Below are 21,775 nucleotides of genomic sequence, written 5' to 3'. Positions count from 1 at the left end.
GATCCAATTGCCAACCATGATCAAGTCATTAACGAGACCTATACCAAATCCATTTCATTCGAAAAATGTAACAAACATTCGGTTTTCAATTTAGCGTCCAAAAAATCCTATCAACTTGCTCATAACCCTCTTATTTCTATCCAAAACATCTAGGTTGTAAATGTGCGCCGTTCTAGCACGTAATCGCTGCAATACTAATAAGGTTATAAAAATGAATACATTAATTCGGCGGAAAGGACATAACTTGACGCAGTTGTTTTGGATGAAAGCCATTATTACACCCTCTATACTGTTCCTCTCTCTACCATCCTATTCTGGAGATATAAGCGTGGATCCCATGCAACACTCCCCCATCCCAGCCCAAGTAACACCTATGTTTGTCAGCCTCGGCTTTGATGACAATCTCGATGTGGATGGTATGTCATGGGTCCTTCGATTACTCGGCAGTAACAAAAACCCCGATGGTGCTGATGCTTTCGCCAATTCATCGCTAAAAGCAAGTTTCTTTATGCATTGTGGGCCTGCACGTGGGAATGATGATGTACTAACCAAATGGCGACAAGCGCACTCAGAAGGCCATGACATTGGCAACCACACCGAGACTCACCCTGATGACAAGGTGAACTGGAACCCACTAGAAAGTTGGATGACTATAGAGCAGTGGCAGCAGGAAATAACACAGTGTAACGAACTGTTGATGGCATCAGAAGCGCAAGGCGGTGTTGGCCTGGCAAGCGTCAGTGGCTATCGAGCCCCCTTCTTAACCTATAACGACAATACGTTTAGAGCGCTTTCCGACAATCATATCCAATATGATGTGAGCCTACCGGCAGGAAACACACCTGAGCACGACGGGACTAACAATTATTGGCCATATACACTGCATAACGGAAGCCCAGAGCACGATATTGGCGTGAACAATGGCTGGAAACCCCCTCTCTCAAACTACCCTAATCTTTGGGAAATCCCGCTACATACCTTGATTGTGCCACCTGACAATGAAATGGATCGCTACGGATTAGCCTATTCATTGCGCGACAAAATCGCTTCTCGCGTTCCTTGGTTTGATGCGATATCAGGAAAAGGAGATAACTTCGATTGGAATTTGTATTTTGAACCCGCATGGGGCGCCGCCGGCTTGAATGAAAATGATGTGCTTGCGATATACAAATATAATCTCGACCTGAGGTTAAGTGGAAACAAATCCCCTCTTGTACTCGGTTTGCATTCAGGATTTTACGGATACCAAAACGGACAAGAACACTTTGGCATGCCTGAGTCGACGGTCGAATCAAGACGCCGTGTACTGGAAAAATTCACCGAATATGCTTTATCCAAGCCTGAGGTAAGATTTGTTAGCCACAAGCAGCTAGTCGATTGGATGGAGGAACCTGAACCCCTCACTCTATGCTCTACGTCAGAGTGGGATGCCCATAAAGCCTACAAAAAAGGTGACGGCGTCACATACATGGGTGAGCAATATCAAGCAGCTTGGTGGACAATGCAGCAGATCCCTGGGTTATACGAAAACTCCCCATGGAAATCACTCGATGCTTGCACGCCAGAACAATAATCAAACAGTTGGTGAAAATTAGACAATAAAAAAGGGGAGCCGAGGCTCCCCTTTCTTGCAAAATCTATTCTGTAAAATTACAGAGCAGCTTTCGCTTTCTCAACAAGTACAGAGAAAGTAGCTTTGTCGAATACAGCGATATCAGCAAGGATCTTACGATCGATTTCGATAGACGCTTTCTTCAGACCGTTGATGAAACGGCTGTAAGACATACCATTCTGACGAGCCGCAGCATTGATACGTGCAATCCATAGTTGACGGAATTGACGTTTCTTCTGACGACGGTCACGGTAAGCGTATTGACCAGCTTTGGTAACTGCTTGGAAAGCTACGCGGTAAACACGTGAACGTGCACCGTAGTAACCTTTAGCTTGTTTTAGAACTTTCTTGTGACGTGCACGAGCTTGTACACCACGTTTTACGCGAGCCATGGACTCTCTCCTAAACTAAATCGTTAATAAACTAAGAAAAATTATGCGTATGGAAGCATACGAACAACTGCTGCTACTTCGCACTTAGGCAAAATCGCGTTTGGACGCAGTTGACGTTTGTTCTTAGTAGTACGCTTAGTCAGGATGTGACGTTTAGTTGCGTGCTTGAACTTGAAGCCGCCAGCAGTTTTCTTGAAACGCTTAGCTGCACCTTTGTTTGATTTCATCTTAGGCATGATGAATAACTCCGCATTGTATGCATGTTAATAACAATGTAATCCGGCGAACAAAGAGGCTATGCCAGAAGGCATAGCCTCTTATGTTACTTGTATGCCGAAATTACTTCTTTTTAGGGGCAAGAACCATGATCATTTGACGACCTTCGATTCGAGTCGGGAAGCTTTCTACCAAACAAATTTCGGCAGTGTCTTCCTTCAAACGATTCAAAACGTCAACACCGATTTCTTGGTGCGCCATTTCGCGACCACGGAATCGGATTGTAACCTTGACCTTGTTACCCTCTTCAATAAAGCGAACCAGGTTGCGTAGTTTTACCTGATAGTCGCCAATGTCGGTACCAGGTCGGAATTTGATTTCCTTAACCTGAATAACCTTTTGCTTTTTCTTCTGCTCTTTCGCAGCCTTGCTCTTTTCGAATATGAACTTACCGTAGTCCATCACACGACAGACAGGCGGCTCGGCATTAGGGCTGATTTCAACCAGATCTACTCCCGCCTCTTCAGCGACCTTAATCGCTTCCTGGAGAGTAACAACTCCAATCGCTTCACCATCAAGACCTGTCAAACGAACTTCGTCAATACCACGAATTTCATCATTCAAGCGATGAGCATTTTGTTTAACCGGGGCTTTTCTTGCGCCTTTAATACCTTATTCCTCCAAAATATTGAGCGTTCGGGTACGAACTTCGTTCTCGAGCAGAGAAACAAAATCTTCAATCTTGAATTTACCCAAATCTTTACCTTTGCGAGTACGTACTGCAATTTCGCCAGCTTCCATTTCCTGGTCGCCACAAACAAGCATGTAAGGTACGCGCTTCAAAGTATGTTCGCGGATTTTAAAGCCAATCTTCTCGTTTCTCAAGTCCGCTGATGCTCTAAATCCTGCTTTTTGCAGTTTTTTCGCTACTTCCTGAACATATTCGGCCTGATTGTCGGTGATATTCATCACAACAGCTTGCTGAGGAGCCAACCAAGTCGGGAAATGCCCTGCGTATTCTTCGATCAAAATACCGATGAAACGTTCTAGTGAACCAAGAATCGCGCGGTGGATCATCACTGGGGTGTGACGTTCGTTGTCTTCGCCAACGTACGTTGCGCCCAAACGCTCAGGCAGAGCGAAATCGAGTTGCACAGTACCACACTGCCATGCGCGATCCAAACAATCATGCAAGGTAAATTCAATCTTCGGACCGTAGAAAGCACCTTCCCCGTCCAGAATCTCAAATTTGATGCCCATAGCGTCAAGCGCTTCAGCCAACGCGGTTTCAGCACGGTCCCACATTTCATCAGAACCAACACGCTGTTCAGGACGCGTTGATAGTTTAACGACGATTTCATCAAAACCAAAGGTTTTGTAAGTGTCGTATACCATCTCAATGCACGAAGTCACTTCTTTCTGAACCTGTTCAGGCGTACAGAAGATGTGTGCATCATCTTGAGTGAAACCACGAACACGCATCAGACCGTGAAGTGCGCCTGATGGCTCGTTACGGTGACAACTGCCAAACTCTGCCATACGCAATGGCAGATCACGGTAAGATTTCAAACCTTGGTTGAAAATCTGAACGTGACCAGGACAGTTCATTGGCTTCAGTGCATACTCACGGCTCTCAGACTGAGTCGTGAACATGTAATCAGCATATTTTTCCCAGTGACCTGAACGTTCCCATAGAACGCGATCCATGATCAGTGGGCCTTTCACTTCTTGGTAATCGTATTCAGTCAGTTTTTCACGGATGAATACTTCCAGTTCGCGGAAAACAGTCCAACCATTGTGGTGCCAGAACACCATACCCGGCGCTTCTTGCTGCATGTGGTACAGATCAAGTTGCTTACCCAGTTTACGGTGGTCACGCTTCGCTGCTTCTTCAAGACGAACAAGGTGCGCTTTTAGTTCTTTCTTATCGTAAAACGCTGTGCCGTAGATACGTTGCAGCATTTTATTGTCACTGTTACCGCGCCAGTAGGCACCAGCAACATTCAGAATCTTGAAGTTTTGGCAGAAGCTCATGTTCGGCACGTGCGGACCGCGGCACATGTCGATGTATTCTTCATGGTGGTAAAGACCTGGGCGATCGTCACGAGCAACGTTTTCGTCCAAGATTTCAATTTTGTAAGACTCGCCACGTGATTCAAACGTATCACGTGCTTCTTGCCAGCTAACATTCTTCTTAACTACGCCATATTTGGTTTTCGCCAAATCCTTCATACGTTTTTCAATCGCATCAAGGTCTTCTTGGGTCAAAGAACGATCCAAGTCGATGTCGTAATAGAATCCACTGTCGATGGTAGGGCCGATCGCCATTTTAGCATCAGGGAACAGTTGCTTGATCGCATGACCTAGCAAGTGCGCACAAGAGTGACGGATGATTTCTAGACCGTCAGCGTCTTTTGCAGTGATGATTTCAAGTTTTGCGTCGTTTTCAATAAGGTCACATGCATCAACACGTTGACCATCAACACGACCAGCAATACAGGCTTTAGCGAGACCAGGGCCGATGTCAAAAGCAACATCGTACGTCGACACAGGGTTGTCGAATGAACGCTGGCTACCATCAGGAAGAGTAATTACAGGCATTTTATTGTCCTATTTACAGTGGTGTTACACACGCAGTAACACTTGTTGGTATTTTTTCCGCAGTATAACAAGAAGTTAAGAGCGGGATAATTCTACGCCAATGAATTTGGTACAAATCTTTGTACAAAAAAATATGAACGTATTTGAAACGACGAGAATTGTAACCGCCTTGAAGAATAACGCAACCAGTCTAAAGAATTTACAGGTATTTAAAGCGCTGCGAGGATTTTGACGAACGCCTATCTCATCCACAAGGCATCAATTTGTCCGCCTACGCGATGAATGAGGCATGATGAGTCTGTATTGGAGGGGAAACAATAAACCAGACTGCTATCAATGCCCTCACCTCTCTATCTTCATCTTCTATGAACAGGACAGGGATTGGCTATAATGCTCACCATCATCACTATATGGACAATCCATGACAACGAATCAAAAACATAGCCGAACTGACTGGCTAATTTTCTTCCGCCGAGCAAAAACCGTAGATACCCTCGACATAATGCTGGATGCAGCACTCAATAAACTGACTAAGCCCAGTGAACAAGCTGATGCCATCCTCGGGCATGAAGCTCGCCTTGATGAGATTGAAGGTTCTACGCGATAAATTTGAGAGCCCAAGCACAGCGCGTTGACAGGAAGAAAGGAGTGAAGGGCTCTCAGAGGCTATTCAAGCAAGTTTCGTAAACAAACACGAGTTAGCTTGCCCCTGTTTACGTGTGAAAAGAACGTACGCTGTAACTGATGGCTTTGCTATTCAACAGGAATGGGAACGACAGAACGGATGAATGCTCTTGTTTGCCTTTCCTTTCTTGTTAACAAGTCACTACTTCTATTGAGAACTCGGTCATGATGAGAGCTTAGATACCACTCAGATAGGAACGTCCTATGCGGGACAAGGAACAGGTCAACATTCTTGAAGGGATTTTCTCCTTTAAACCACCAAACAGCTATTTCTGGAAGATATTCTTTTTCGTCTTTGTCTACCTTGAGGTCACAGCGGTGGTGGGCGCTTATGAGAATCAGTTCCTTCCAGAGGGTTTACTATTACTCGAAATCCTGACTTATGGGTATTTATCCATCGGGTTGTTTGGCTACGCGTTTTGGAAACCTATCTTCACCGAAAAAGTGTGGCGGCAAGCCCTTCCGATATTCGCCATCTATGAAATTTTTGCGATTATCTCTCTCATTTATTGCAGAAGAGATTATGCCTACTCATCATATTTTTTGGAAAACTACGCCTTTACCTTTGTGACGATCTACCTGCCACTTTCTTATGCTTTATACAGATACGGCTTTAAATCCCCACGCCTATGGGCAAATCGATAACTCACATTTTTCATCAACACGGCTAACACCCGACACGCTTCGCCATCTTTGAACTTACCGTCATTGATGGCTACGTATACCCTGCCCTCACTTTCAGCTCATCCCTTCTAGAACAGTGAAATCAACTTGAGTGAGCGTAATAGCATTTTCTACCACTCGAATTAGATAAGGATGAAGTAACGAAAGCCTGCGGCGTGAGCGGCTACCGAGCGGATAAGTCATCGTTGTCACTGCTCATAATTCAGGTACCAAAAAACCGCGTTGTGGCGGGTTAGATTGAGCATAAAAAAACCTCGCCCTGTTGAAAGGTCAAGGTTATACATTATTAGAAGAAAATAGAGCGGTGCGACTCTCAACACTGCATCAGCTTATGCTTTTAAACAGAACACTAGTCGCAAGAAGGTTGCTCATAACGGAGCTGACTAACGTTCTCTGATTCTGGGTCATACACCACTAGGACAGTGTCGCCACTGACGTTGAATCTTTCCCAAGCACCAACCAACCCAAGTACTGGTACCTTTTTTGCTGGCATAGCTGCTGTTGGTTGACCCAGTAAATCCGTCACTTCATTCGATTTCATGTTTACCGTTATTCCCAGCGGTAATGCGCCAACCTGATTTGGTTTAACTTCAATACCAATGAGCGTGTTTGTTGGTCGATCAAAGACAAACGAAACATTGTTGGATTTAGACGTCACGAAAAACGTATCGAAAGCAGGATCAACATCGCGTGGCACGTTTCCACCACTTAAAGAGGTAAAGTGAGCCTGCTTAATGAGTTGGTTGTACGTTTGACCTATCATCTTTCCATATTCCGTACTCATCAATACAATCCGTTTTCTTTGTGTATATTTATGTGTTTTTTTGCTTCGGCGAATTCAGAGCTTAAACATCATTAATGGCGTAATCAATAATCCGCTGGCAGTCTGCATTTCCAATGTCTTCAAGCAATTGATTGACGATAAATACTTCCAAGAAGTATTCCATATTTTCCGCTCCATCAGGAACGCTCCCGTCATCTGGTTCGTAATCGACAAATGCAGGAGAATCCTCTAGCCAGGGCGTCTTGGCGTAGATAGTCATATCTGCATCTATACTGGCAATATTCTTAATAACGTCAGATAAAGTCATTCTTTTACTCACGATTCACCAACAACTCTGGTATCTCCGGTGGCATATCAGCCAATATCGAAACTGAATTCCTAAAAGAGTTGCCACCTTCGGGGTTAATATCGGGATCAGCGCCAGCTTCGAGTAACGTTGCAACAATTTCCGTGGAATACGGCTTACTGTCAAACACCATACTGAGCGCTGATGTTCCACGTACACTTTGATGATTAATAAGTGACTTTGCACCATTATCTAAAAGCAGCTTGATGGCCGGAATATTCCGTTGCCTTACCGCATAAATCAAGTGTCCCGTTGCGAGAATCTTCCTGCGCTCCTCAAAGACGGCAGCCTGGTCTACTTTCCTTTTGGCGGCTTTGTTGAGCGGAAGTCGCTGTCGTACGCACAATTCGTCAAGATGGCAAAATTAACAGGGGTAATCTGTATGGCTCGCTTAACCACTCGCACCATACCTGCGTGAACTGGCACTAATCGTGTGGAAGAACGTTTGCCGGGTCGATAAGCCATAGCCATCACTGCTCAAAATTCAGGTACAAAAAAAACCGCGCAGTGGCGGGTTAGATTGAGCATAAAAAAACCTCGCCCTGTTTAAAGGCCGAGGTTATGTATTATTAGAAGAAAATAGCGCCGTTTTGGTGAGGTTCACGCGGTTTATCATTTGAACGCCAGATTCTACCCTTTAAAGCGTAAAGCGCACTACCTCGAGATTGCCCGTATCTGCTGAGTACATCAACATAAGCTTACAACCTTCCACAACATGCGTCCCCCAGGCTCCAACCTGACCTAGCAGAGGCACTTTTTGCGCGGGTCTACCTTCAAGAGGTTTGCCAAACATTGCTGTAGCCCGCTGCTCATTCATTTCCGTTGTTAAGCCAAAAGCAAAGCAACCGTTTGAGTCAGGTGACAAAGAGGCAAATTTTAGAGACCTGGTATCATTACCAAAGGTGAATGAGATATTCTTTGATGGGGACAAAACATGAAAGTTCTTCGAGTCCTTTGATATTTTCTCCGGTACATTCCCACCAATTGCTGACAAAAACGCACTGTTTTTCAACAGCTCTTCGTAAGTCAGGCCAAGCATTTTGCTGTAACTAGCGTTCATAAATATATTCTCTTCACCTTTCCTATTATTCAGGACTCCACTCACACATCCGTGTCGGAACAATATCGTCTGTAAATTATGTGGAGTTCAAATTTCCCTATACATAAGACTGCTGGGTAGTTACGGGCTCAGCAGTTAACGACATGTTGGTTGCCCATCAGAATCTACTCTCGATAACTGACTGTTGGACTCATATCGATGCTTACATTGAAAGGCGCCCAAAAACACTCAAAGATACTTTTTACGTCACTTTCGCTACGGACCAAGTTTGAGCTTAAACATCCTTAATGGCGTAATCAATAATCCGCTGGCAGCCTATATTTCCAATGTCTTCAAGCAATTGATTGACGATAAAAACCTCCAAGAAGTATTCCATATTTTCCGCTCCATCAGGAACGAGTAAGAGTTTAATCCAAGTCACGGCCTTAGATTGCCTCCTTTGCTGTGCATCCTTTACTCGCGTAAGCTGTCCTCCATGAACAACAATACAAACTTGAGCACCGAATGAATGACAAGCCAATAGACATAAAGTGCCCTGATTGTGGTGAGCTATCTAAATTCGAAGAACCGTTTAAGTTCTTATCGAGCCGGAAGATTCACCCTGATGAGACAAGACCGGTTCATAGATGGGGCAGCTGGCGAGTTCTCGAAAGGTTTCCTTCTAAAATAAGCTGGAAGCCTCCATCAGGCTCCAGCCAGTTTCTAAGAAGTGGTGGTGACTCTGGTTATGCCGGTTACCCACTGCTTACGAATGGTTTAGTTCTATGTTCTCATTGCCACTCAAATAGAAAGCATAAATTGAACTGGCCAATTGATGCATATTGGCAATGGGAAATCCGAGGTAAATTGCTGTGGGCATGGGACAAAGAGCACGCAGAGGCGATTCTGAATTACATCAAGCAAACGTCTCGGCCAACGCGTCGCTCTTATTGCCTTAGATACATCCCCTCACACTTTCTTTCAGCCAAAGTGAGGGAATTGGTCGTTCAAAGAATTGAGCGAAGTTTTAATTGTTAATACCAATACCAATCAAACCCTCTCACCGTGCAACCATCTAATTTTCTTGAATAAAACCTCCCCACCCGCACCGTAAACACGATCTAAATCATGCCTACCCTTATGCACTTCATGATAAATTCTCGCCGTCAAACTTAGACAGTAATGACATATCGAATGCCGAAAGTGTCTGGATTCCTTTGCGCAGTAGATCTCATTCACATTTTAATACAGGAAAGAAGTCATATGAGTACTGAAAGTCCCAAGCAATTAATTACTGCTCCAATCGCATCAATCATCATCACCATAACAATTTGTGTTACTGCATTGTTTGCGATGGGCTCTTTTGATCAGCCAAAACAAGATTACGCAACTGTTAACTTTGATGGTGGTTACAAGAAAATTGGTGTAATTAGTGAGCAACGAACCTTTTCTGAAGCCGAAGTTATACTTAATGACAAAATCCTTTGGTCAGGTACTTTGAGTTACGTAGCCGACAAAATTAAGGAAAGCATGGCATCCGAAAAGAACCCTGAGAATGTCACTTGGAAAACAGGAGTTGCTTTAAACGGAACAGCCGGAATCTCATGGGTTGGCAGTGAAAGTTCGTTCAAACTTACTACCGAGACAATCAATCTATTATCAACAGAGGATTCGCCACTGGTAGCGCAGCAAGTAATTGAGCAACTTTTGGCTTTAGACAGAAAGATTAAAGATGAAAATGAGGTAAGTGCAAACCAAGCTTTGACGCTTTCAGAGCCCCCTAGCGCTTCATTTACTTTTACCAAACTAATTACTGCATTGAGAGATATGTAGTCGGAAGTTTTGAGCACTAGAATAAAGTGTCGCGCAGCCGACACTTTATTCGCTCTACTCTCTTCAGATTAACTGAGAGTCATCGCTTCTCACGCTTTTTGAAAAGCACCTGCACCCTCTCCCCCCTAAACAGCTCTCATATCACAACCGCCTAATTTCTTTGAATAACCCCCTCCCCACCAGCACCGTAAACACGATCTAAATCATGCCTACCCTTATGCACTTCATGGTACATTGCCGCTAGAAATTTTAGGCAGTAATGGCGTGTTGCGTCCCGATAAGCAAAGGGCGGTAGCGTAAGTAGCTTTTGCCCCTTTCTCATTTAGAGTAAAAGATCACTAACGCTTAGTTTTCGTTAGCTTGCCTTAGTTAATGTTATGCAAAGTGACAGTGTGAATACTGCTGTCGACCTGTTATTAGGACAATCTTCGTCTGCGCCGCGTATGAATAGTGTTCGATAAGTCACTAGACGAGATCAAAATCAAGTCTTGCTTTATACACTTTGTGATATATTTTCGCCGAAGAATTTAGACAAAAAATAGTGTATCACTCCGCCATTTTGTCACCTAATACACTGTTGTTGGAGCATAAATGTACATTCGTACGGTCGAAATTGAAAACTACCGAGCCTTCAAAAAATTTGAGATTAAACTTTCACCGCTAAGCCTAATTATTGGTGAAAATGAAGCAGGCAAAACCAACCTTTTTAGCGCACTTACCCTGCCTCTTAACAGCAATGATATTAGCTTCAATAATAAACGTCTCTCAGTATCAGATATCAATCGGGAAGCTATCAAAGACTTTTACCAAGCAATCATGGACGACAAGGAAGATGATGAAATCAAGGCCTTGATTCCAAAGGTTCGAATTGAGGTAGAGTTCACTGAGCCAAAGAACATAATTGAAGAAGGCGTTGTTGGAAAGTGGATAATCGGAGAGGAAGCCGACGATAGCTATAAGATTCGCTACGACTTCAGACCCAAAGATGCAGATCTCTTTGTAAAGACAGCCAAGGATCTACTCGAAGGCATTGAGGACATCAAAGATACTCGTTGGTTCAACCTTCCAATTGAGCTGTACGACTACGACGTAACGCAAAGCAATAATGGGTTAAAGGTCAGCTATTCTGATCTAAGACTGATATCTATCAACTCGATTAACGCCGAACGTGACGATTTTGCTGAGAGTAATACTCAGAAATCAAACGACATTCTGACTAAGATGCTGATCTCTTCGCTCGTGGATGCTGACAAGGCCAAAATCAATAGCGCGTACTCATCATTCTTTGATGCCATAGAAAACACCGAGACTTTCGAGAAGATCGTCACTCCTGACCCTGACTTTGAAAACTTCTTCGACGAGATTGTAGATAAGCTTGAATGTATTCCCAACTTACCAAACTTAAAAAGCATCCTGTCCAATATCACCCTGAAGTCTGGTGAAAGCTACTTATACCAGCGTGGCCTTGGGTATCGTAACCTCGTATATATCTACCTGCTATTTGAGTTTTTTAAAGGCAACAAGAATGCTCTCAACCTTTGTTGCATCGAAGAACCTGAAGCGCACCTAAGCGTGAACAACCTGCGCTTCGCTACTGACTTCATATATAAAAGTACGCAAAAAGGTGGATCATCTCTACAAACACTCATTAGCTCCCATAGCCCACAGGTCATCAATAAACTTGAGCTAACTAACGTGATCGTTTTATCTGGAAACGATGCGATCCATCTAACTGATAGTAAGAAGCAGCTCACGAACTACCTTCGAAAACGACCAAACTTCGACATACTGAAACTACTACTGAGCAACAAGACCGTGCTCGTTGAAGGTACCACCGAAGAAATGTTGATCAACGCTATACTCTACCGTGATAATAAAAACGTTAGCAGCCTTGAAGTAATATCTATCGAGCAAACAGGCTTCACGACATTCATGGACGTCTGGTTACAAGTCAACAAAGGTAATACTAAGAAGAGACTAAGTATCATTCGAGATTATGATGAGAATGATACTACCAAGAATAAACATGAAAAATATGATACAGATAATGATAACATTCGAGTAAGAACCACTACCAAATATACGCTCGAAGATGATCTTGCAGAGGCGGATGGGAACCTTGACCGTTTAAACACACTGTTCAAAAAGAGCTACCAAACCTCTAAACAAATGGCCGAGTTTCTAAAGAAAAATAAAGCCGAAAGGATGCTTAAGATTGCCGACTCGATCTTAGACGAAAATAACGAAGACCCGATCAAACTACCCAAACATATCCAAGAAGCTTTGGATTTCATGAAATGATTGAAGTTCAAATAGCAGGTGCAGGTGCAGGTAAGACTTATGGCCTGGCAGAGAAGATCATCGCACACTACGACCCAACATCGCATAAAAAGATCTTTGCCATCACTTATACCAACAATGCTGCAAAGAACATCTCACAGGCGATTATCAATCGATTTGGATCTCTGCCAGAAAATATCGTGGTTTGTACAGTTCATGCGTTTCTTTTGAATGAGATCATTTACCCTTACTCTCCATTCGTCCTAAATGAGATGCATACTACCTCCTCTCGCTGCAAAACGTTCTCAAACTTTCCTCCTGGAAAAACTGAAGAACAAAAGAAAAGAGAAACTGCAAGCACCATTAGTAGACTAAAGAAGAAAGGTGTTATTCACGTTGACGAAACATATGCCGCTGCATGGAGAGTTGTAGATCAAAACTACTCCAAACACAGCAGCCAGAAGAAAAAATCTAAAGTTAGGAAAGTACACAAAATCCTAAGTAGCGCTATTGATAAGATTTTCCTCGACGAAGCTCAGGATCTTGATGAAATTGCTCTCAGAGCTTTTCAACAAATCGGCGAGAATTCGGTTGACATCTACATGGTGGGCGATCCAAAGCAAGCAATAGATTATCCAAAATCTTTCAAAGTCTGGTTAGCTGCGAACAAAGCCAACGAAAAAGTTAAAGTACTGCCGAATATTACGACTTCTCGTAGGGTTCCTCAGAGAATTCTTGATCTATCAAATAACTTCTGTCCCAAAGGCCAAGCGCAAACTAGCTTGTCTGAAGTCGAAGGACGCCTAACTTACATCTGTTCTGAAGATGAGCATTACGACCAAGTGCTCTGTCATCACATTAAGAATGGAAGCTTAGTTAGCATATTCAGAAAAGAAGGTAATTACTCAACCAAGAAAGCGGGATCTCTCCCCGAATTTGACCCAGAGGTAGAAGAGGCACTTACAGTGAAGTTTCCTGAATACGAAGAAGGTGTGGTCATATACTCATTGCAGCGCTATTTTGCAACCTTGTTAACCAACAATGACAACAATACATCAATACGTTTATTTCTTAATAAGCTAGAGATTCCGTACGAAAAAGAACTATTCAAGAAGCTTTGTCGATCAGCAGAACAATACAGTTCATCCAAAGATAATTCAGCCAAGTACGCAATCAGCAGCATCCAAATAACCAAGGGCTTAGAGTCTGAGGTGTGTGTACTAATCTTAACACCGCCGATTTTCAAGTACTTAATGCAAGATGAAGTCGAAAAATTCAACAAGACTTGGAATATGGTTTATGTCGCATTAACTCGTGCAGAATCTGAGCTAGTCATTGCTGTAGACATGGATTTGCTTGGTAAAAAATATAAGCATGAAGACATTGTTAATAGTCTTAAATCTATTGGGTTTGAAGAGTTAGATCCAAATCATCCAAACCACAAAACTGAAGAAAAATCAGATGGGTGATAATATTAACCAAAAACAGTTTATTAACTTATTTCCACAACACCTGGTCATGAAAAATTATTTTCAACCTCATGTCAAGAGTTTTTCGATAGACTGTCTAAAGAAAGATAAGCTTATGGCGATTTATTGAAATTTTCAGCAAGAAAAACCGTATGGCCATATGTTAAATAACCTCGATTTAGGACTAAATGAATAATTGGTAAACTTGTAGATAGAATTGTCACATAAGGATTATTATAAAAATGAGCAATCTAAAATCCGGAGCTTCATTTCACAGTAGTATCATAAAGGTCATTGATAGACTTTATCCTCGAGTTGGCCAACGCACTGCCTCAATAATATTAAAAGAATATTTTACTCAAGGTGCTGATGTACGTCGGAGAATTACGTTAGAAGCTCTTGGAAATCTTGACAATTTAGATAGAAAAGTAACTCGAGAGCGTTCTAGACAGATTTTACATAAGTTCAAAAATGTAGATTTACCAAAGGAGTTTAAGCTATTAAATCAGGGAATAACATATGAAGATAACATTCTTACAGAGGCTAGACAGGATTTATTAGATCTAATAAAAGTCATTAAAGTTATCTGCGAGTCAATTAGGTCATATTCTTTGCCTGTTTTTGCTGATCGAATTCAACAAGATCTTATAGATAGTAAATTAATTGATAGTTCCTTATATTTTCCACTGGTAGCAGAGCTTGCTGAATCAGCATCCATCGAAACAAACTTTGAAATTTATGATCATGATGGTTTTAGAATAATTTTCAAAAAAGGTTCTAACCAAAAGCATTTTACTAAAGATCTTATTCAGCAAGCAGGGAAAATTGCCACACATATGGGCGGAATTTTCCCCATTTCAAAGCTTTATAATCCTGAATGGCACCGTAACTTACCAGAAGAAATCAATTACATACATAAAGAGATTGATGAAAAATTCAAGATTGATTTATTGAGAATGCAGTCTGATTTAATTCTTCTCAATGATGAAAAGTACTTTTCATTTATTCAAAGAGACGAACGTATTAGTTCTATGCTTTTACCCATATTCAAAGCATATAATGGCCATATCCCCAAGTACACTCTAATAAATTCGATTAAAAGAGGGCTTACTCATAGATTCATGTCGAAGCCAAATAGTCAGTTGAGGGAGCATGAACTCGAAATTATTGATGATTCAGGTGAAGCAATTGACGAATTCTGTGTTCGAACTTTGCTTTTAGAGTCAGTTGACGACGTCATGCGCAAGCCAGGAAAAGAAATTATTGAAAATCTAGAAAGTTATGTGCCTGGTGAGCTATATGAAGCTCAAATAAGAATTGTTAATGAATTAAGAAAATATGGTAAACCCGTTACATCAATGGAATTTGGTAGAATATACAGAGAGGTTCTGAATTTTAGAGAATCATTTAAATCAAGTTTGTATACATATCCTGTTTTATACTACAAGGAAGGAGAGGGAAGAAGAAATGATTTTTATAAAACACTCGATGATATCTACGAGACGGGAAAACAAATTAATGAAACGATTTCGAATCAAAAATCTTGCGAAGAAGAAATTAATTCTCTGTATATAAAGCTAGAAGATATAGATTTTGATGACCTACCAGCGGGTCAATTGAGGCTTGAGCAGAGTTTATTAAGGAAATATTTAATTGAACAAAACCCCATGTCTTTAAGCAACGGTGGAAAGTGTCAGATATGTAATAAGCTTTATCCTGTGGAGTTATTGATAGCAGCTCATGTAAAAAAGAGAAGTTTGTGTAGCACTCGAGAAAAATTAGACATAAAGAATATTGCGATGTTGCAGTGTGCTTCTTGCGATAAGCTGTTTGAAAATGGATATATCTATATATCTGATACAGGTAAGATAGAAATAAATCAATATTCAACTATTACTCAAGACTTGCGTAAAGAGCTAAGTAAATTGTCCAATAACCGTTGTGATTACTTTGACGGTAGCAGTTTGAGGCTCTCCTATATACGGTTTCATAGAGAGTTATCGCTTAATCGTTATATTGGAAATGACGAGGGTAATGAGTCTGCCTAACACATAAGAGCCTTACTCCTCTCAATAGGCATCGCTCTTGAACAACAAAGCCGTCTATTTGACTTTTCCCTACCTGAAGTTATCCGAAAATGACGGCTTAAAACTCTAGCTCTAAGCCACTTTTGTCCAAAAACGTCTCAGCGCTCAGTAATGACATCTATTTCCCTGCCTATTGAGTATTCTCATTCAATAGGCACTCCCCCAACACAGGCCCATCAACACCCTTTCAAACAACGCCTCTAGCTCCCTACTCCACACGCTATAAATCCCCATCTGCCTCAAATGCTTTCGCACCCCATCCGCCTTAAGCGTCACACCTCCACTACCTCCACATCCAGAATAGATATCAACCACCTTTGTCACTCCCGTTCCCCCGCACTTCGGCACTGACAGCTCTTTTTGCCTGGGCTTTTGCGTACTCCTCTAACCTCTGTCGCTCATCTACTATCCATTGTTTTCGCTTCTCAATCGATGCAACCAGCGGCTCGTTTAGGGTTGCCATTGTGAGACCCCTTCCTTACCCTTGCACTATGTCTTATCTGCTTCTTTTGGGGATATATGGAAAACCAGTCCATTCAGGATGTTGTCAGTGAGCTACTGACAGAAAATGGCGACGCGAATTCGCAACAAGCCATTATTGAACAACTAAAACTTGAAACGTCACCGGTTGATTTAGCACTCCTTCTCGAGTCACTTCCTTTCGCGGAACGTCTAAACACATGGGATCAGCTCGCTGATTCAATGAAAGTGCCCGTTTTGGTAGAAATGCGCACGGATGCCAGCGCTTCAATTCTTTCTAATCAAGACGACGACCATTTACTGTCGCTTTTCACGGGTATAGATGCAGATACCCTGCTTGAGCTTCAAGACAGTATTCCCGATCACTTGCTCGAGAATGTTCTTGGTCGCATGGACGAAGAGCAGCAGCATCGCTACTCAGCAGCACAACAGTTTGAAGATGATGAAGTTGGACACTGGTGTGATCATCAGCCCTTAGTCGTGCCCGCCAAAACCAAAATCAAAGTAGTGATGCGATTGTTGCGCCGTCATCTGCCACCGCACAGCCACGTTATTTTTTTGGTTGATAATCGTGGCAACTGGGAAGGCACAGTGAGAATCAATCGCCTGTTTGGTGTCGACCCTACATTGAGAATTTCTGAGTTTTCGGAAGACGACTTCCCTTCACTGAACGCGAAAGAAGGCATTTATTCAGCCGCAGATAAAGTCGCGTTAAGTGGGGAGTCTTCATTGCCCGTTGTAACTGACAGTGGATTGCTTATTGGGCGCTTAGATATGGGTACAGCTTATGAGCTACAGAGCGAAAAAGCGGAATCACAATTAATGGCAAAAGCCGGTCTTGATGAAGACGAAGACCTGTTTGCTCCTGTGCGCAAAAGTGCTCAAAATCGCGCGATCTGGCTCGGCATAAACCTTATGACGGCTTTTTTGGCGTCGTGGTTTATCGGTTTGTTCGAAGCAACACTTCAGCAGGTTGTCGCATTGGCAGTGTTAATGCCTGTTGTGGCCTCTATGGGCGGCATTGCTGGCAGTCAAACTCTCACACTGATTGTTCGTGGCTTGGCGTTGGGGCAAATATCAAAAGCCAACCTCAAACCCCTACTGACGAAAGAAATAAAGGTCGGAGCGCTAAACGGGGTGTTGTGGTCAATCGTAATTGGTCTGGTTGCTGGGTATTGGTTTGATAGCTTGTGGCTAGGAGTGGTGATTGGCGTCGCCATCGTTGCCAATATTGTTTGCGCCGCTATATCAGGGATTTTTATTCCTGTCATACTCGACAAATTCAAAATCGACCCCGCGTTATCAGGTTCAGTCATACTGACTACCGTTACTGATATTGTAGGGTTTGTCGCTTTCTTAGGTTTGGGTAGTTTGTTATTGATTAGCTAACAGACAAAGCGGTGTGAACTGTCCCGCAGCATTCCGGATCAAAAAAGCCTCAGTTATCCTGAGGCTTTTTATCCAAATAGCTCGAACTGAAATCCCGCTATTTCTACTTAAGGTGACCAGAAAAATTCGTGCCCTTAGCCATGCGGTCGTACAAAATCACATTGACCGCTGCAGCCAAGTTCATGCAACCGTTGGTAGGCACATAAATGGTCTCTGCACAAAAGTCAGTAATATCCTTCTTTAGCGAGTTATCTTCTGGGCCAAAGATGTAAAACGCACGAGCAGGATGCTTGTAGTCCGGCAAAGGTTTTGCACCTTCTGCAAGCTCAACAGCAATAGGAATACACCCTACAGGCACAATTGCCTTAAGATCTTCAACGCCAATCAACGGCGTGTCTAACACTCGGTTTTTGGTGTCAGTGCAGAACTTCGCCGCTCTGTCATAACGTGTTCCCGTGTAAAACACCGAGTTTACGCCGTAACAGCCAGCGGCACGCATAACAGAACCCACATTTTCGGGTGTTTTAGGGTTTACTAACCCGATACAACTGTAGCCTTGTTTCATTTTTCGGATAACGCCAAGAATTAAATTGGCGACATTCTACATGAAAATAGCCTTCTTCTGTCGAATTGAAGACAGTTTCATTAGAAAAGCACTCTCATTCAAGCGTTAGAAAGCGTCAAAAACGCCTGAATTAACATCACATAAATGTCAAAACAATTGTTTTGAAAGGAAAACAATCAGGAAAATGGTATAAACCCGCCCTAGCCTTACGGTCGTACAGAGATTTTCTTGGAATGCAACGAACAGCCATTTATTCGCTTATCGCAACACTACTTTATTCAAGCGTCACTCTCGCCGACGATAACAACAATGATTTACAACATCACGTATTCAGTTACAGCCAGTTAATCATGTCCACCTGCTCATCTCCGGTAACACAAGAAGACAGAGACCAAGAAGCATTTGTTAAAGTGTCTCTCGCACTGGCCAATGCGCAAGAAATGGACCGTGAGTTCCAACTTACGCCCAGCCTGCTAGAACAAATGCATAGATTGTTGCCAAGATATATTGATTGCGACTCCCCTGCTAAAACTTCACTAGAGCCTATTGTGGACGGCTTTATTTCTTTTCTCGCGGTTAACAGGCAACTGCCGACGCTCGAACGACGAGCCTACATAAAATATGCCAAGAAACTATCTGAACTCGATGGACAAGAATAAGATCGCACAAAAAGTGAACCAAAAATCATGCCTCTATCGTATTCACTTTTGATGTTGCAATGCTGTAGTTTCTGGTCTCGCGAGTCTGTCTCCGAGACCAGTTTTTTTTGTCCGTATTCTGGAGTCAGCCCCATCTAACCGCTTGTTCATAGCCCCATACAGTTTGCATAAAACGTCGTGGTCGCAGGCCAATCTGAGAATACGCCTTTCACTCCCACCTCTTTTGCCAACACATCTAACAGCGTGAGCATATCCCCGTCGTTGTTAGTCACCTCTTTCACAGTTTGAAAATACCAACCGCCGCCATTTCCTAACTGCCCTGAACGTTCGAGTGTCCACGTTATCACCCCTAAACCAGCTTCTTTCGCCAATTTGGCGTACTCTGAGGGAACAATCTGACCTTCCTGATTCACTTCCACCAACGCAAACATTGGTGGGGCGATGTACTGAACACCCGATGACTTTATCTCTTTCATGTCAGCTAACGTCGGTTTCCACATCTTATTTTTATACATTCGCCCATCAAGAAACACGGCTTGCTGAGCAAATGTGGGGGCATTGGCAACCCAATACTTCACATCGTCAATACTGAACGACTGCGGAAACACATCAGCCGCTTTGACCCCAGCAGCCTTATACTCATCCACCATTTTCTGCGCGTAGCCTTGCTGAGTAAGCCCTTCATAAGGCATATCGACGACTGGCGATTTTAATTCTGGCGTCATTTTTACGCCAAGAGCTTTAAACAATTCAATGCTTTCGGCATGAGTCATCAACGTGCCTCGGCTGGAATAGAGATCCGTCCGCCAACCAACCGTACCATTCATGTACGCCGACGGCGTCGTTGCCATCACATCCGCACCGTCCATTTTGCCTTTCAAGCGCTTAAACTCTGCCAATGTAAAATCCGATGTCCGGCATTCGACATTCGCTTTTTTGCCCTCCTCTGGATTTGCTGGCGTGAACGGAACGGTGCATTTACTCGCCAAATCTGGGTGAGCCAAAACATCCGTTGTCGTATGGAGGTCATTTTGAGAATGGCGACAAACTAGGACTTTGTCTTTGGTGAACGTGACGTCACACTCAATGATGCCTGCCCCCATTTTTGCCGCAGCAATGTATGACTCTTTAGTATGCTCAGGGAACATCATGGAAGCACCACGATGCCCGATTGAAAAATGACTTTTCTGTGCCGATTGATTCAGGCACGCCATTAACTTTTGCTTGAGCTCCCCATCATCCATATCAAGCACGAGAAATTGAGGTCGAGGACCCAGAGAGTAGTCACCAGATGCGAAGGCACTATTTGCGACCAAAATAGAAGCCACTAAACCAAAGGTGGTGATGAAATTCATTGTCCATAACTCCAAAAGTGGGAAGATTCATTCCAAAGCTTCGAAAATGACTGTGGGCCAATTGTTACAAACTGGCAATAAAAACGAGCCCTGAAACTGAGCGAAGATCTGTCTAATCCAAACAACCTGAAGATGCAGCATTCAGCGAGCATCTTCAGGTTACCTGCGTATAGCAATGAACATCTTAATACAACGATTTGACTGTTTGACTGAGTTCTATTCACTTCCTAGAAATAGAACAATTCATCCCTTTTCTGACATGCAGAGTGTCAGATCAATACCGATTCATTCTTGATTTTCAAAGAAAGTTCGTTAACTATTAATTGTATATACGAATTAATGTTGCGATGTAATGACTAAATCTCCGCGTTATATACAGATTAAAGAGTTTCTTATTCAAAAAATCGAATCAAAAGAGTGGTCGGTTGGTTCGAAGGTGCCTACAGAAGCAGAACTCTGCGAACAGTTCTCTGTCAGCAGGATGACTGCTAACAAAGCCGTTAGAGATCTTGTTAGCGAGGGATGGCTTGAACGTACCCCACGGTTAGGTACGTTTGTCTGTCATCGAAAAGCAGAAAGCCCGCTGATGGAGATTCGCAATATTGCAGATGAAATCACTGAGCGCGGCGGACGACACAACAGCGAAATAATCACACTGAGAAGGGTCAGTGCATCAGAAAACGTCGCAATGCGATTAGGCATAAAGCTCGGCAGTGACGTGTTCAAAAGTGAAATTGTTCATTACGCCGATGACGTGCCACTGCAGGTTGAACTTCGTTGGATTAACCCAGCTTTCGCCCCTGATTATCTGAATCAAGATTTCTCAGTTATTACCCCAAATCAGTATCTCACTGAGAATTGTCCGCTCGGCACCATAGAGCACACGGTAGAAGCCATTTTGCCCCCCAAGCATATTGCAATCCTGCTGAAAATAGACACCGACCAGCCTTGCTTGTTATTACATCGACGCACGTGGAGTGACAATCAGTTAGTCAGTTCTGCCCTGTTGTTTCACCCAGGCAATCGCTATAAATTGAGCGCCAGCGTCAATTTATGATTCGGCTATTGCCTATGCCTATGCCTATGCCTATAGAAGATAGCCTGTCGGTACCCTCACGACAGGTTATGAATCCCATATCACCAATTTTGGCGAAGGCCCCACTACTCTCTCTTTCCAACTCTTTCCAACCCTCAAAATCCCCCTTCGGCTACTTTAATTTACACCTTAGGTCACAACTCATTCATTTAACATCTTGAAAACAGCGCTCCATTTGTCTATACATTTGTATATACACTAGAG

22 protein-coding genes are annotated in these 21,775 nt (G+C 43.0%); 10 read left to right on the top strand and 12 right to left on the bottom strand.

All coding sequences use genetic code 11. The features are described 5' to 3' along the window. The first annotated feature begins 211 nt into the window (after positions 1–211). Positions 212–1,573 (top strand): polysaccharide deacetylase family protein, encoded by a 1,362-nt coding sequence (locus LRP50_RS00225; protein ID WP_274162509.1) that lies wholly within the window; start codon positions 212–214, stop codon positions 1,571–1,573. A gap of 77 nt (positions 1,574–1,650) precedes the next feature. Here LRP50_RS00225 and rplT read toward each other — a convergent pair whose 3' ends face one another. The 4 genes from rplT to thrS all read right to left on the bottom strand — a co-directional run bounded on the left by rplT (position 1,651) and on the right by thrS (position 4,821). Beyond that, positions 1,651–2,004, bottom strand: coding sequence for a 50S ribosomal protein L20 (rplT, locus tag LRP50_RS00220; RefSeq protein ID WP_016962081.1), 354 nt, complete (start codon positions 2,002–2,004; stop codon positions 1,651–1,653). A 41-nt stretch (positions 2,005–2,045) separates the two neighbouring features. Further along, a complete protein-coding gene (gene rpmI, locus LRP50_RS00215) occupies positions 2,046–2,240 on the bottom strand; it encodes a 50S ribosomal protein L35 (RefSeq protein ID WP_017010327.1) in 195 nt (64 codons plus the stop codon). Between the two features lie 103 nt (positions 2,241–2,343). Further along, positions 2,344–2,889, bottom strand: coding sequence for a translation initiation factor IF-3 (infC, locus tag LRP50_RS00210; RefSeq protein ID WP_081796374.1), 546 nt, complete (start codon positions 2,887–2,889; stop codon positions 2,344–2,346). Between the two features lie 3 nt (positions 2,890–2,892). After that, the gene (gene thrS, locus LRP50_RS00205) at positions 2,893–4,821 is read right to left on the bottom strand and encodes a threonine--tRNA ligase (RefSeq protein WP_274162508.1); all 1,929 of its coding nucleotides are present in this window, start codon (positions 4,819–4,821) and stop codon (positions 2,893–2,895) included. 421 nt (positions 4,822–5,242) lie between these two features. On the opposite strand from thrS, the gene LRP50_RS00200 reads away from it, so the two are divergent. Further along, positions 5,243–5,428: a hypothetical protein gene (locus LRP50_RS00200; protein WP_274162507.1), complete on the top strand. Its 186-nt coding sequence runs from the start codon at positions 5,243–5,245 to the stop codon at positions 5,426–5,428. Between the two features lie 281 nt (positions 5,429–5,709). Next, positions 5,710–6,150: a hypothetical protein gene (locus LRP50_RS00195; protein WP_274162506.1), complete on the top strand. Its 441-nt coding sequence runs from the start codon at positions 5,710–5,712 to the stop codon at positions 6,148–6,150. 388 nt (positions 6,151–6,538) lie between these two features. Here LRP50_RS00195 and LRP50_RS00190 read toward each other — a convergent pair whose 3' ends face one another. The 5 genes from LRP50_RS00190 to LRP50_RS00170 all read right to left on the bottom strand — a co-directional run bounded on the left by LRP50_RS00190 (position 6,539) and on the right by LRP50_RS00170 (position 8,800). Then, positions 6,539–6,973, bottom strand: coding sequence for a hypothetical protein (locus LRP50_RS00190; protein ID WP_274162505.1), 435 nt, complete (start codon positions 6,971–6,973; stop codon positions 6,539–6,541). Positions 6,974–7,034: 61 nt separating this feature from the next. After that, positions 7,035–7,280, bottom strand: a complete 246-nt coding sequence (locus LRP50_RS00185; RefSeq protein ID WP_274162504.1) for a hypothetical protein — start codon at positions 7,278–7,280, stop codon at positions 7,035–7,037. 4 nt (positions 7,281–7,284) lie between these two features. Then, positions 7,285–7,563, bottom strand: a complete 279-nt coding sequence (locus tag LRP50_RS00180) for an ankyrin repeat domain-containing protein (RefSeq protein ID WP_274162503.1) — start codon at positions 7,561–7,563, stop codon at positions 7,285–7,287. 393 nt (positions 7,564–7,956) lie between these two features. Next, entirely contained in the window at positions 7,957–8,379 is a 423-nt protein-coding gene (locus tag LRP50_RS00175) for a hypothetical protein (RefSeq protein ID WP_274162502.1), read from the bottom strand. Between the two features lie 274 nt (positions 8,380–8,653). Beyond that, a complete protein-coding gene (locus LRP50_RS00170) occupies positions 8,654–8,800 on the bottom strand; it encodes a hypothetical protein (protein WP_274162501.1) in 147 nt (48 codons plus the stop codon). Positions 8,801–9,621: 821 nt separating this feature from the next. Here LRP50_RS00170 and LRP50_RS00165 point away from each other — a divergent pair. The 4 genes from LRP50_RS00165 to LRP50_RS00150 all read left to right on the top strand — a co-directional run bounded on the left by LRP50_RS00165 (position 9,622) and on the right by LRP50_RS00150 (position 15,988). Then, positions 9,622–10,191: a hypothetical protein gene (locus tag LRP50_RS00165; RefSeq protein WP_274162500.1), complete on the top strand. Its 570-nt coding sequence runs from the start codon at positions 9,622–9,624 to the stop codon at positions 10,189–10,191. 591 nt (positions 10,192–10,782) lie between these two features. Beyond that, positions 10,783–12,492, top strand: coding sequence for an ATP-dependent nuclease (locus tag LRP50_RS00160; RefSeq protein ID WP_274162499.1), 1,710 nt, complete (start codon positions 10,783–10,785; stop codon positions 12,490–12,492). Next, positions 12,489–13,940, top strand: a complete 1,452-nt coding sequence (locus tag LRP50_RS00155) for a UvrD-helicase domain-containing protein (RefSeq protein ID WP_274162498.1) — start codon at positions 12,489–12,491, stop codon at positions 13,938–13,940. The genes LRP50_RS00160 and LRP50_RS00155 overlap by 4 nt, the downstream gene beginning before the upstream one ends. Before the next feature lie 242 nt (positions 13,941–14,182). Continuing rightward, the gene (locus tag LRP50_RS00150) at positions 14,183–15,988 is read left to right on the top strand and encodes a hypothetical protein (protein WP_274162497.1); all 1,806 of its coding nucleotides are present in this window, start codon (positions 14,183–14,185) and stop codon (positions 15,986–15,988) included. A 346-nt stretch (positions 15,989–16,334) separates the two neighbouring features. Here the strand turns inward: LRP50_RS00150 and LRP50_RS00145 are convergent, their stop codons facing one another. Further along, the gene (locus LRP50_RS00145; protein ID WP_274162496.1) at positions 16,335–16,490 is read right to left on the bottom strand and encodes a hypothetical protein; all 156 of its coding nucleotides are present in this window, start codon (positions 16,488–16,490) and stop codon (positions 16,335–16,337) included. A gap of 56 nt (positions 16,491–16,546) precedes the next feature. Between LRP50_RS00145 and LRP50_RS00140 the strand changes: the two genes are divergently transcribed. Then, positions 16,547–17,896: a magnesium transporter gene (locus tag LRP50_RS00140; RefSeq protein ID WP_274162495.1), complete on the top strand. Its 1,350-nt coding sequence runs from the start codon at positions 16,547–16,549 to the stop codon at positions 17,894–17,896. A gap of 103 nt (positions 17,897–17,999) precedes the next feature. Here the strand turns inward: LRP50_RS00140 and LRP50_RS00135 are convergent, their stop codons facing one another. Then, complete coding sequence (locus LRP50_RS00135) at positions 18,000–18,461, bottom strand: RNA methyltransferase (RefSeq protein ID WP_274162494.1); 462 nt, start codon at positions 18,459–18,461, stop codon at positions 18,000–18,002. A 233-nt stretch (positions 18,462–18,694) separates the two neighbouring features. On the opposite strand from LRP50_RS00135, the gene LRP50_RS00130 reads away from it, so the two are divergent. Further along, the gene (locus LRP50_RS00130; protein WP_274162493.1) at positions 18,695–19,120 is read left to right on the top strand and encodes a hypothetical protein; all 426 of its coding nucleotides are present in this window, start codon (positions 18,695–18,697) and stop codon (positions 19,118–19,120) included. Positions 19,121–19,266: 146 nt separating this feature from the next. Here LRP50_RS00130 and LRP50_RS00125 read toward each other — a convergent pair whose 3' ends face one another. Then, the gene (locus LRP50_RS00125) at positions 19,267–20,475 is read right to left on the bottom strand and encodes a glycerophosphodiester phosphodiesterase family protein (protein ID WP_274162492.1); all 1,209 of its coding nucleotides are present in this window, start codon (positions 20,473–20,475) and stop codon (positions 19,267–19,269) included. Between the two features lie 352 nt (positions 20,476–20,827). Here LRP50_RS00125 and hutC point away from each other — a divergent pair, with 352 nt between their 5' ends. Then, entirely contained in the window at positions 20,828–21,532 is a 705-nt protein-coding gene (hutC, locus tag LRP50_RS00120; RefSeq protein WP_274162491.1) for a histidine utilization repressor, read from the top strand. Positions 21,533–21,775 lie beyond the last annotated feature (243 nt).

Origin of the sequence: Enterovibrio gelatinilyticus (assembly GCF_028683095.1) — a bacterium.
GTDB lineage: Bacteria > Pseudomonadota > Gammaproteobacteria > Enterobacterales > Vibrionaceae > Enterovibrio > Enterovibrio gelatinilyticus.
Note: the sequence above shows the minus strand (reverse complement) of the source record. Positions and strands in the feature narration are given on the sequence as shown.

What these genes read in the sequence shown, in the direction of transcription:
- LRP50_RS00160 (WP_274162499.1), top strand. Translation starts at nt 10,783, where the DNA reads ATGTACATTCGTACGGTCGAAATTGAAAACTACCGAGCCTTCAAAAAA.
- LRP50_RS00140 (WP_274162495.1), top strand. Translation starts at nt 16,547, where the DNA reads ATGGAAAACCAGTCCATTCAGGATGTTGTCAGTGAGCTACTGACAGAA.
- LRP50_RS00185 (WP_274162504.1), bottom strand. Translation starts at nt 7,280, where the DNA reads ATGACTTTATCTGACGTTATTAAGAATATTGCCAGTATAGATGCAGAT.
- LRP50_RS00200 (WP_274162507.1), top strand. Translation starts at nt 5,243, where the DNA reads ATGACAACGAATCAAAAACATAGCCGAACTGACTGGCTAATTTTCTTC.
- LRP50_RS00150 (WP_274162497.1), top strand. Translation starts at nt 14,183, where the DNA reads ATGAGCAATCTAAAATCCGGAGCTTCATTTCACAGTAGTATCATAAAG.
- rpmI (WP_017010327.1), bottom strand. Translation starts at nt 2,240, where the DNA reads ATGCCTAAGATGAAATCAAACAAAGGTGCAGCTAAGCGTTTCAAGAAA.
- LRP50_RS00125 (WP_274162492.1), bottom strand. Translation starts at nt 20,475, where the DNA reads ATGAATTTCATCACCACCTTTGGTTTAGTGGCTTCTATTTTGGTCGCA.
- LRP50_RS00190 (WP_274162505.1), bottom strand. Translation starts at nt 6,973, where the DNA reads ATGAGTACGGAATATGGAAAGATGATAGGTCAAACGTACAACCAACTC.
- LRP50_RS00195 (WP_274162506.1), top strand. Translation starts at nt 5,710, where the DNA reads ATGCGGGACAAGGAACAGGTCAACATTCTTGAAGGGATTTTCTCCTTT.
- LRP50_RS00145 (WP_274162496.1), bottom strand. Translation starts at nt 16,490, where the DNA reads ATGGCAACCCTAAACGAGCCGCTGGTTGCATCGATTGAGAAGCGAAAA.
- LRP50_RS00175 (WP_274162502.1), bottom strand. Translation starts at nt 8,379, where the DNA reads ATGAACGCTAGTTACAGCAAAATGCTTGGCCTGACTTACGAAGAGCTG.
- LRP50_RS00155 (WP_274162498.1), top strand. Translation starts at nt 12,489, where the DNA reads ATGATTGAAGTTCAAATAGCAGGTGCAGGTGCAGGTAAGACTTATGGC.
- thrS (WP_274162508.1), bottom strand. Translation starts at nt 4,821, where the DNA reads ATGCCTGTAATTACTCTTCCTGATGGTAGCCAGCGTTCATTCGACAAC.
- hutC (WP_274162491.1), top strand. Translation starts at nt 20,828, where the DNA reads ATGACTAAATCTCCGCGTTATATACAGATTAAAGAGTTTCTTATTCAA.
- LRP50_RS00225 (WP_274162509.1), top strand. Translation starts at nt 212, where the DNA reads ATGAATACATTAATTCGGCGGAAAGGACATAACTTGACGCAGTTGTTT.
- LRP50_RS00165 (WP_274162500.1), top strand. Translation starts at nt 9,622, where the DNA reads ATGAGTACTGAAAGTCCCAAGCAATTAATTACTGCTCCAATCGCATCA.
- rplT (WP_016962081.1), bottom strand. Translation starts at nt 2,004, where the DNA reads ATGGCTCGCGTAAAACGTGGTGTACAAGCTCGTGCACGTCACAAGAAA.
- LRP50_RS00135 (WP_274162494.1), bottom strand. Translation starts at nt 18,461, where the DNA reads ATGAAACAAGGCTACAGTTGTATCGGGTTAGTAAACCCTAAAACACCC.
- LRP50_RS00130 (WP_274162493.1), top strand. Translation starts at nt 18,695, where the DNA reads ATGCAACGAACAGCCATTTATTCGCTTATCGCAACACTACTTTATTCA.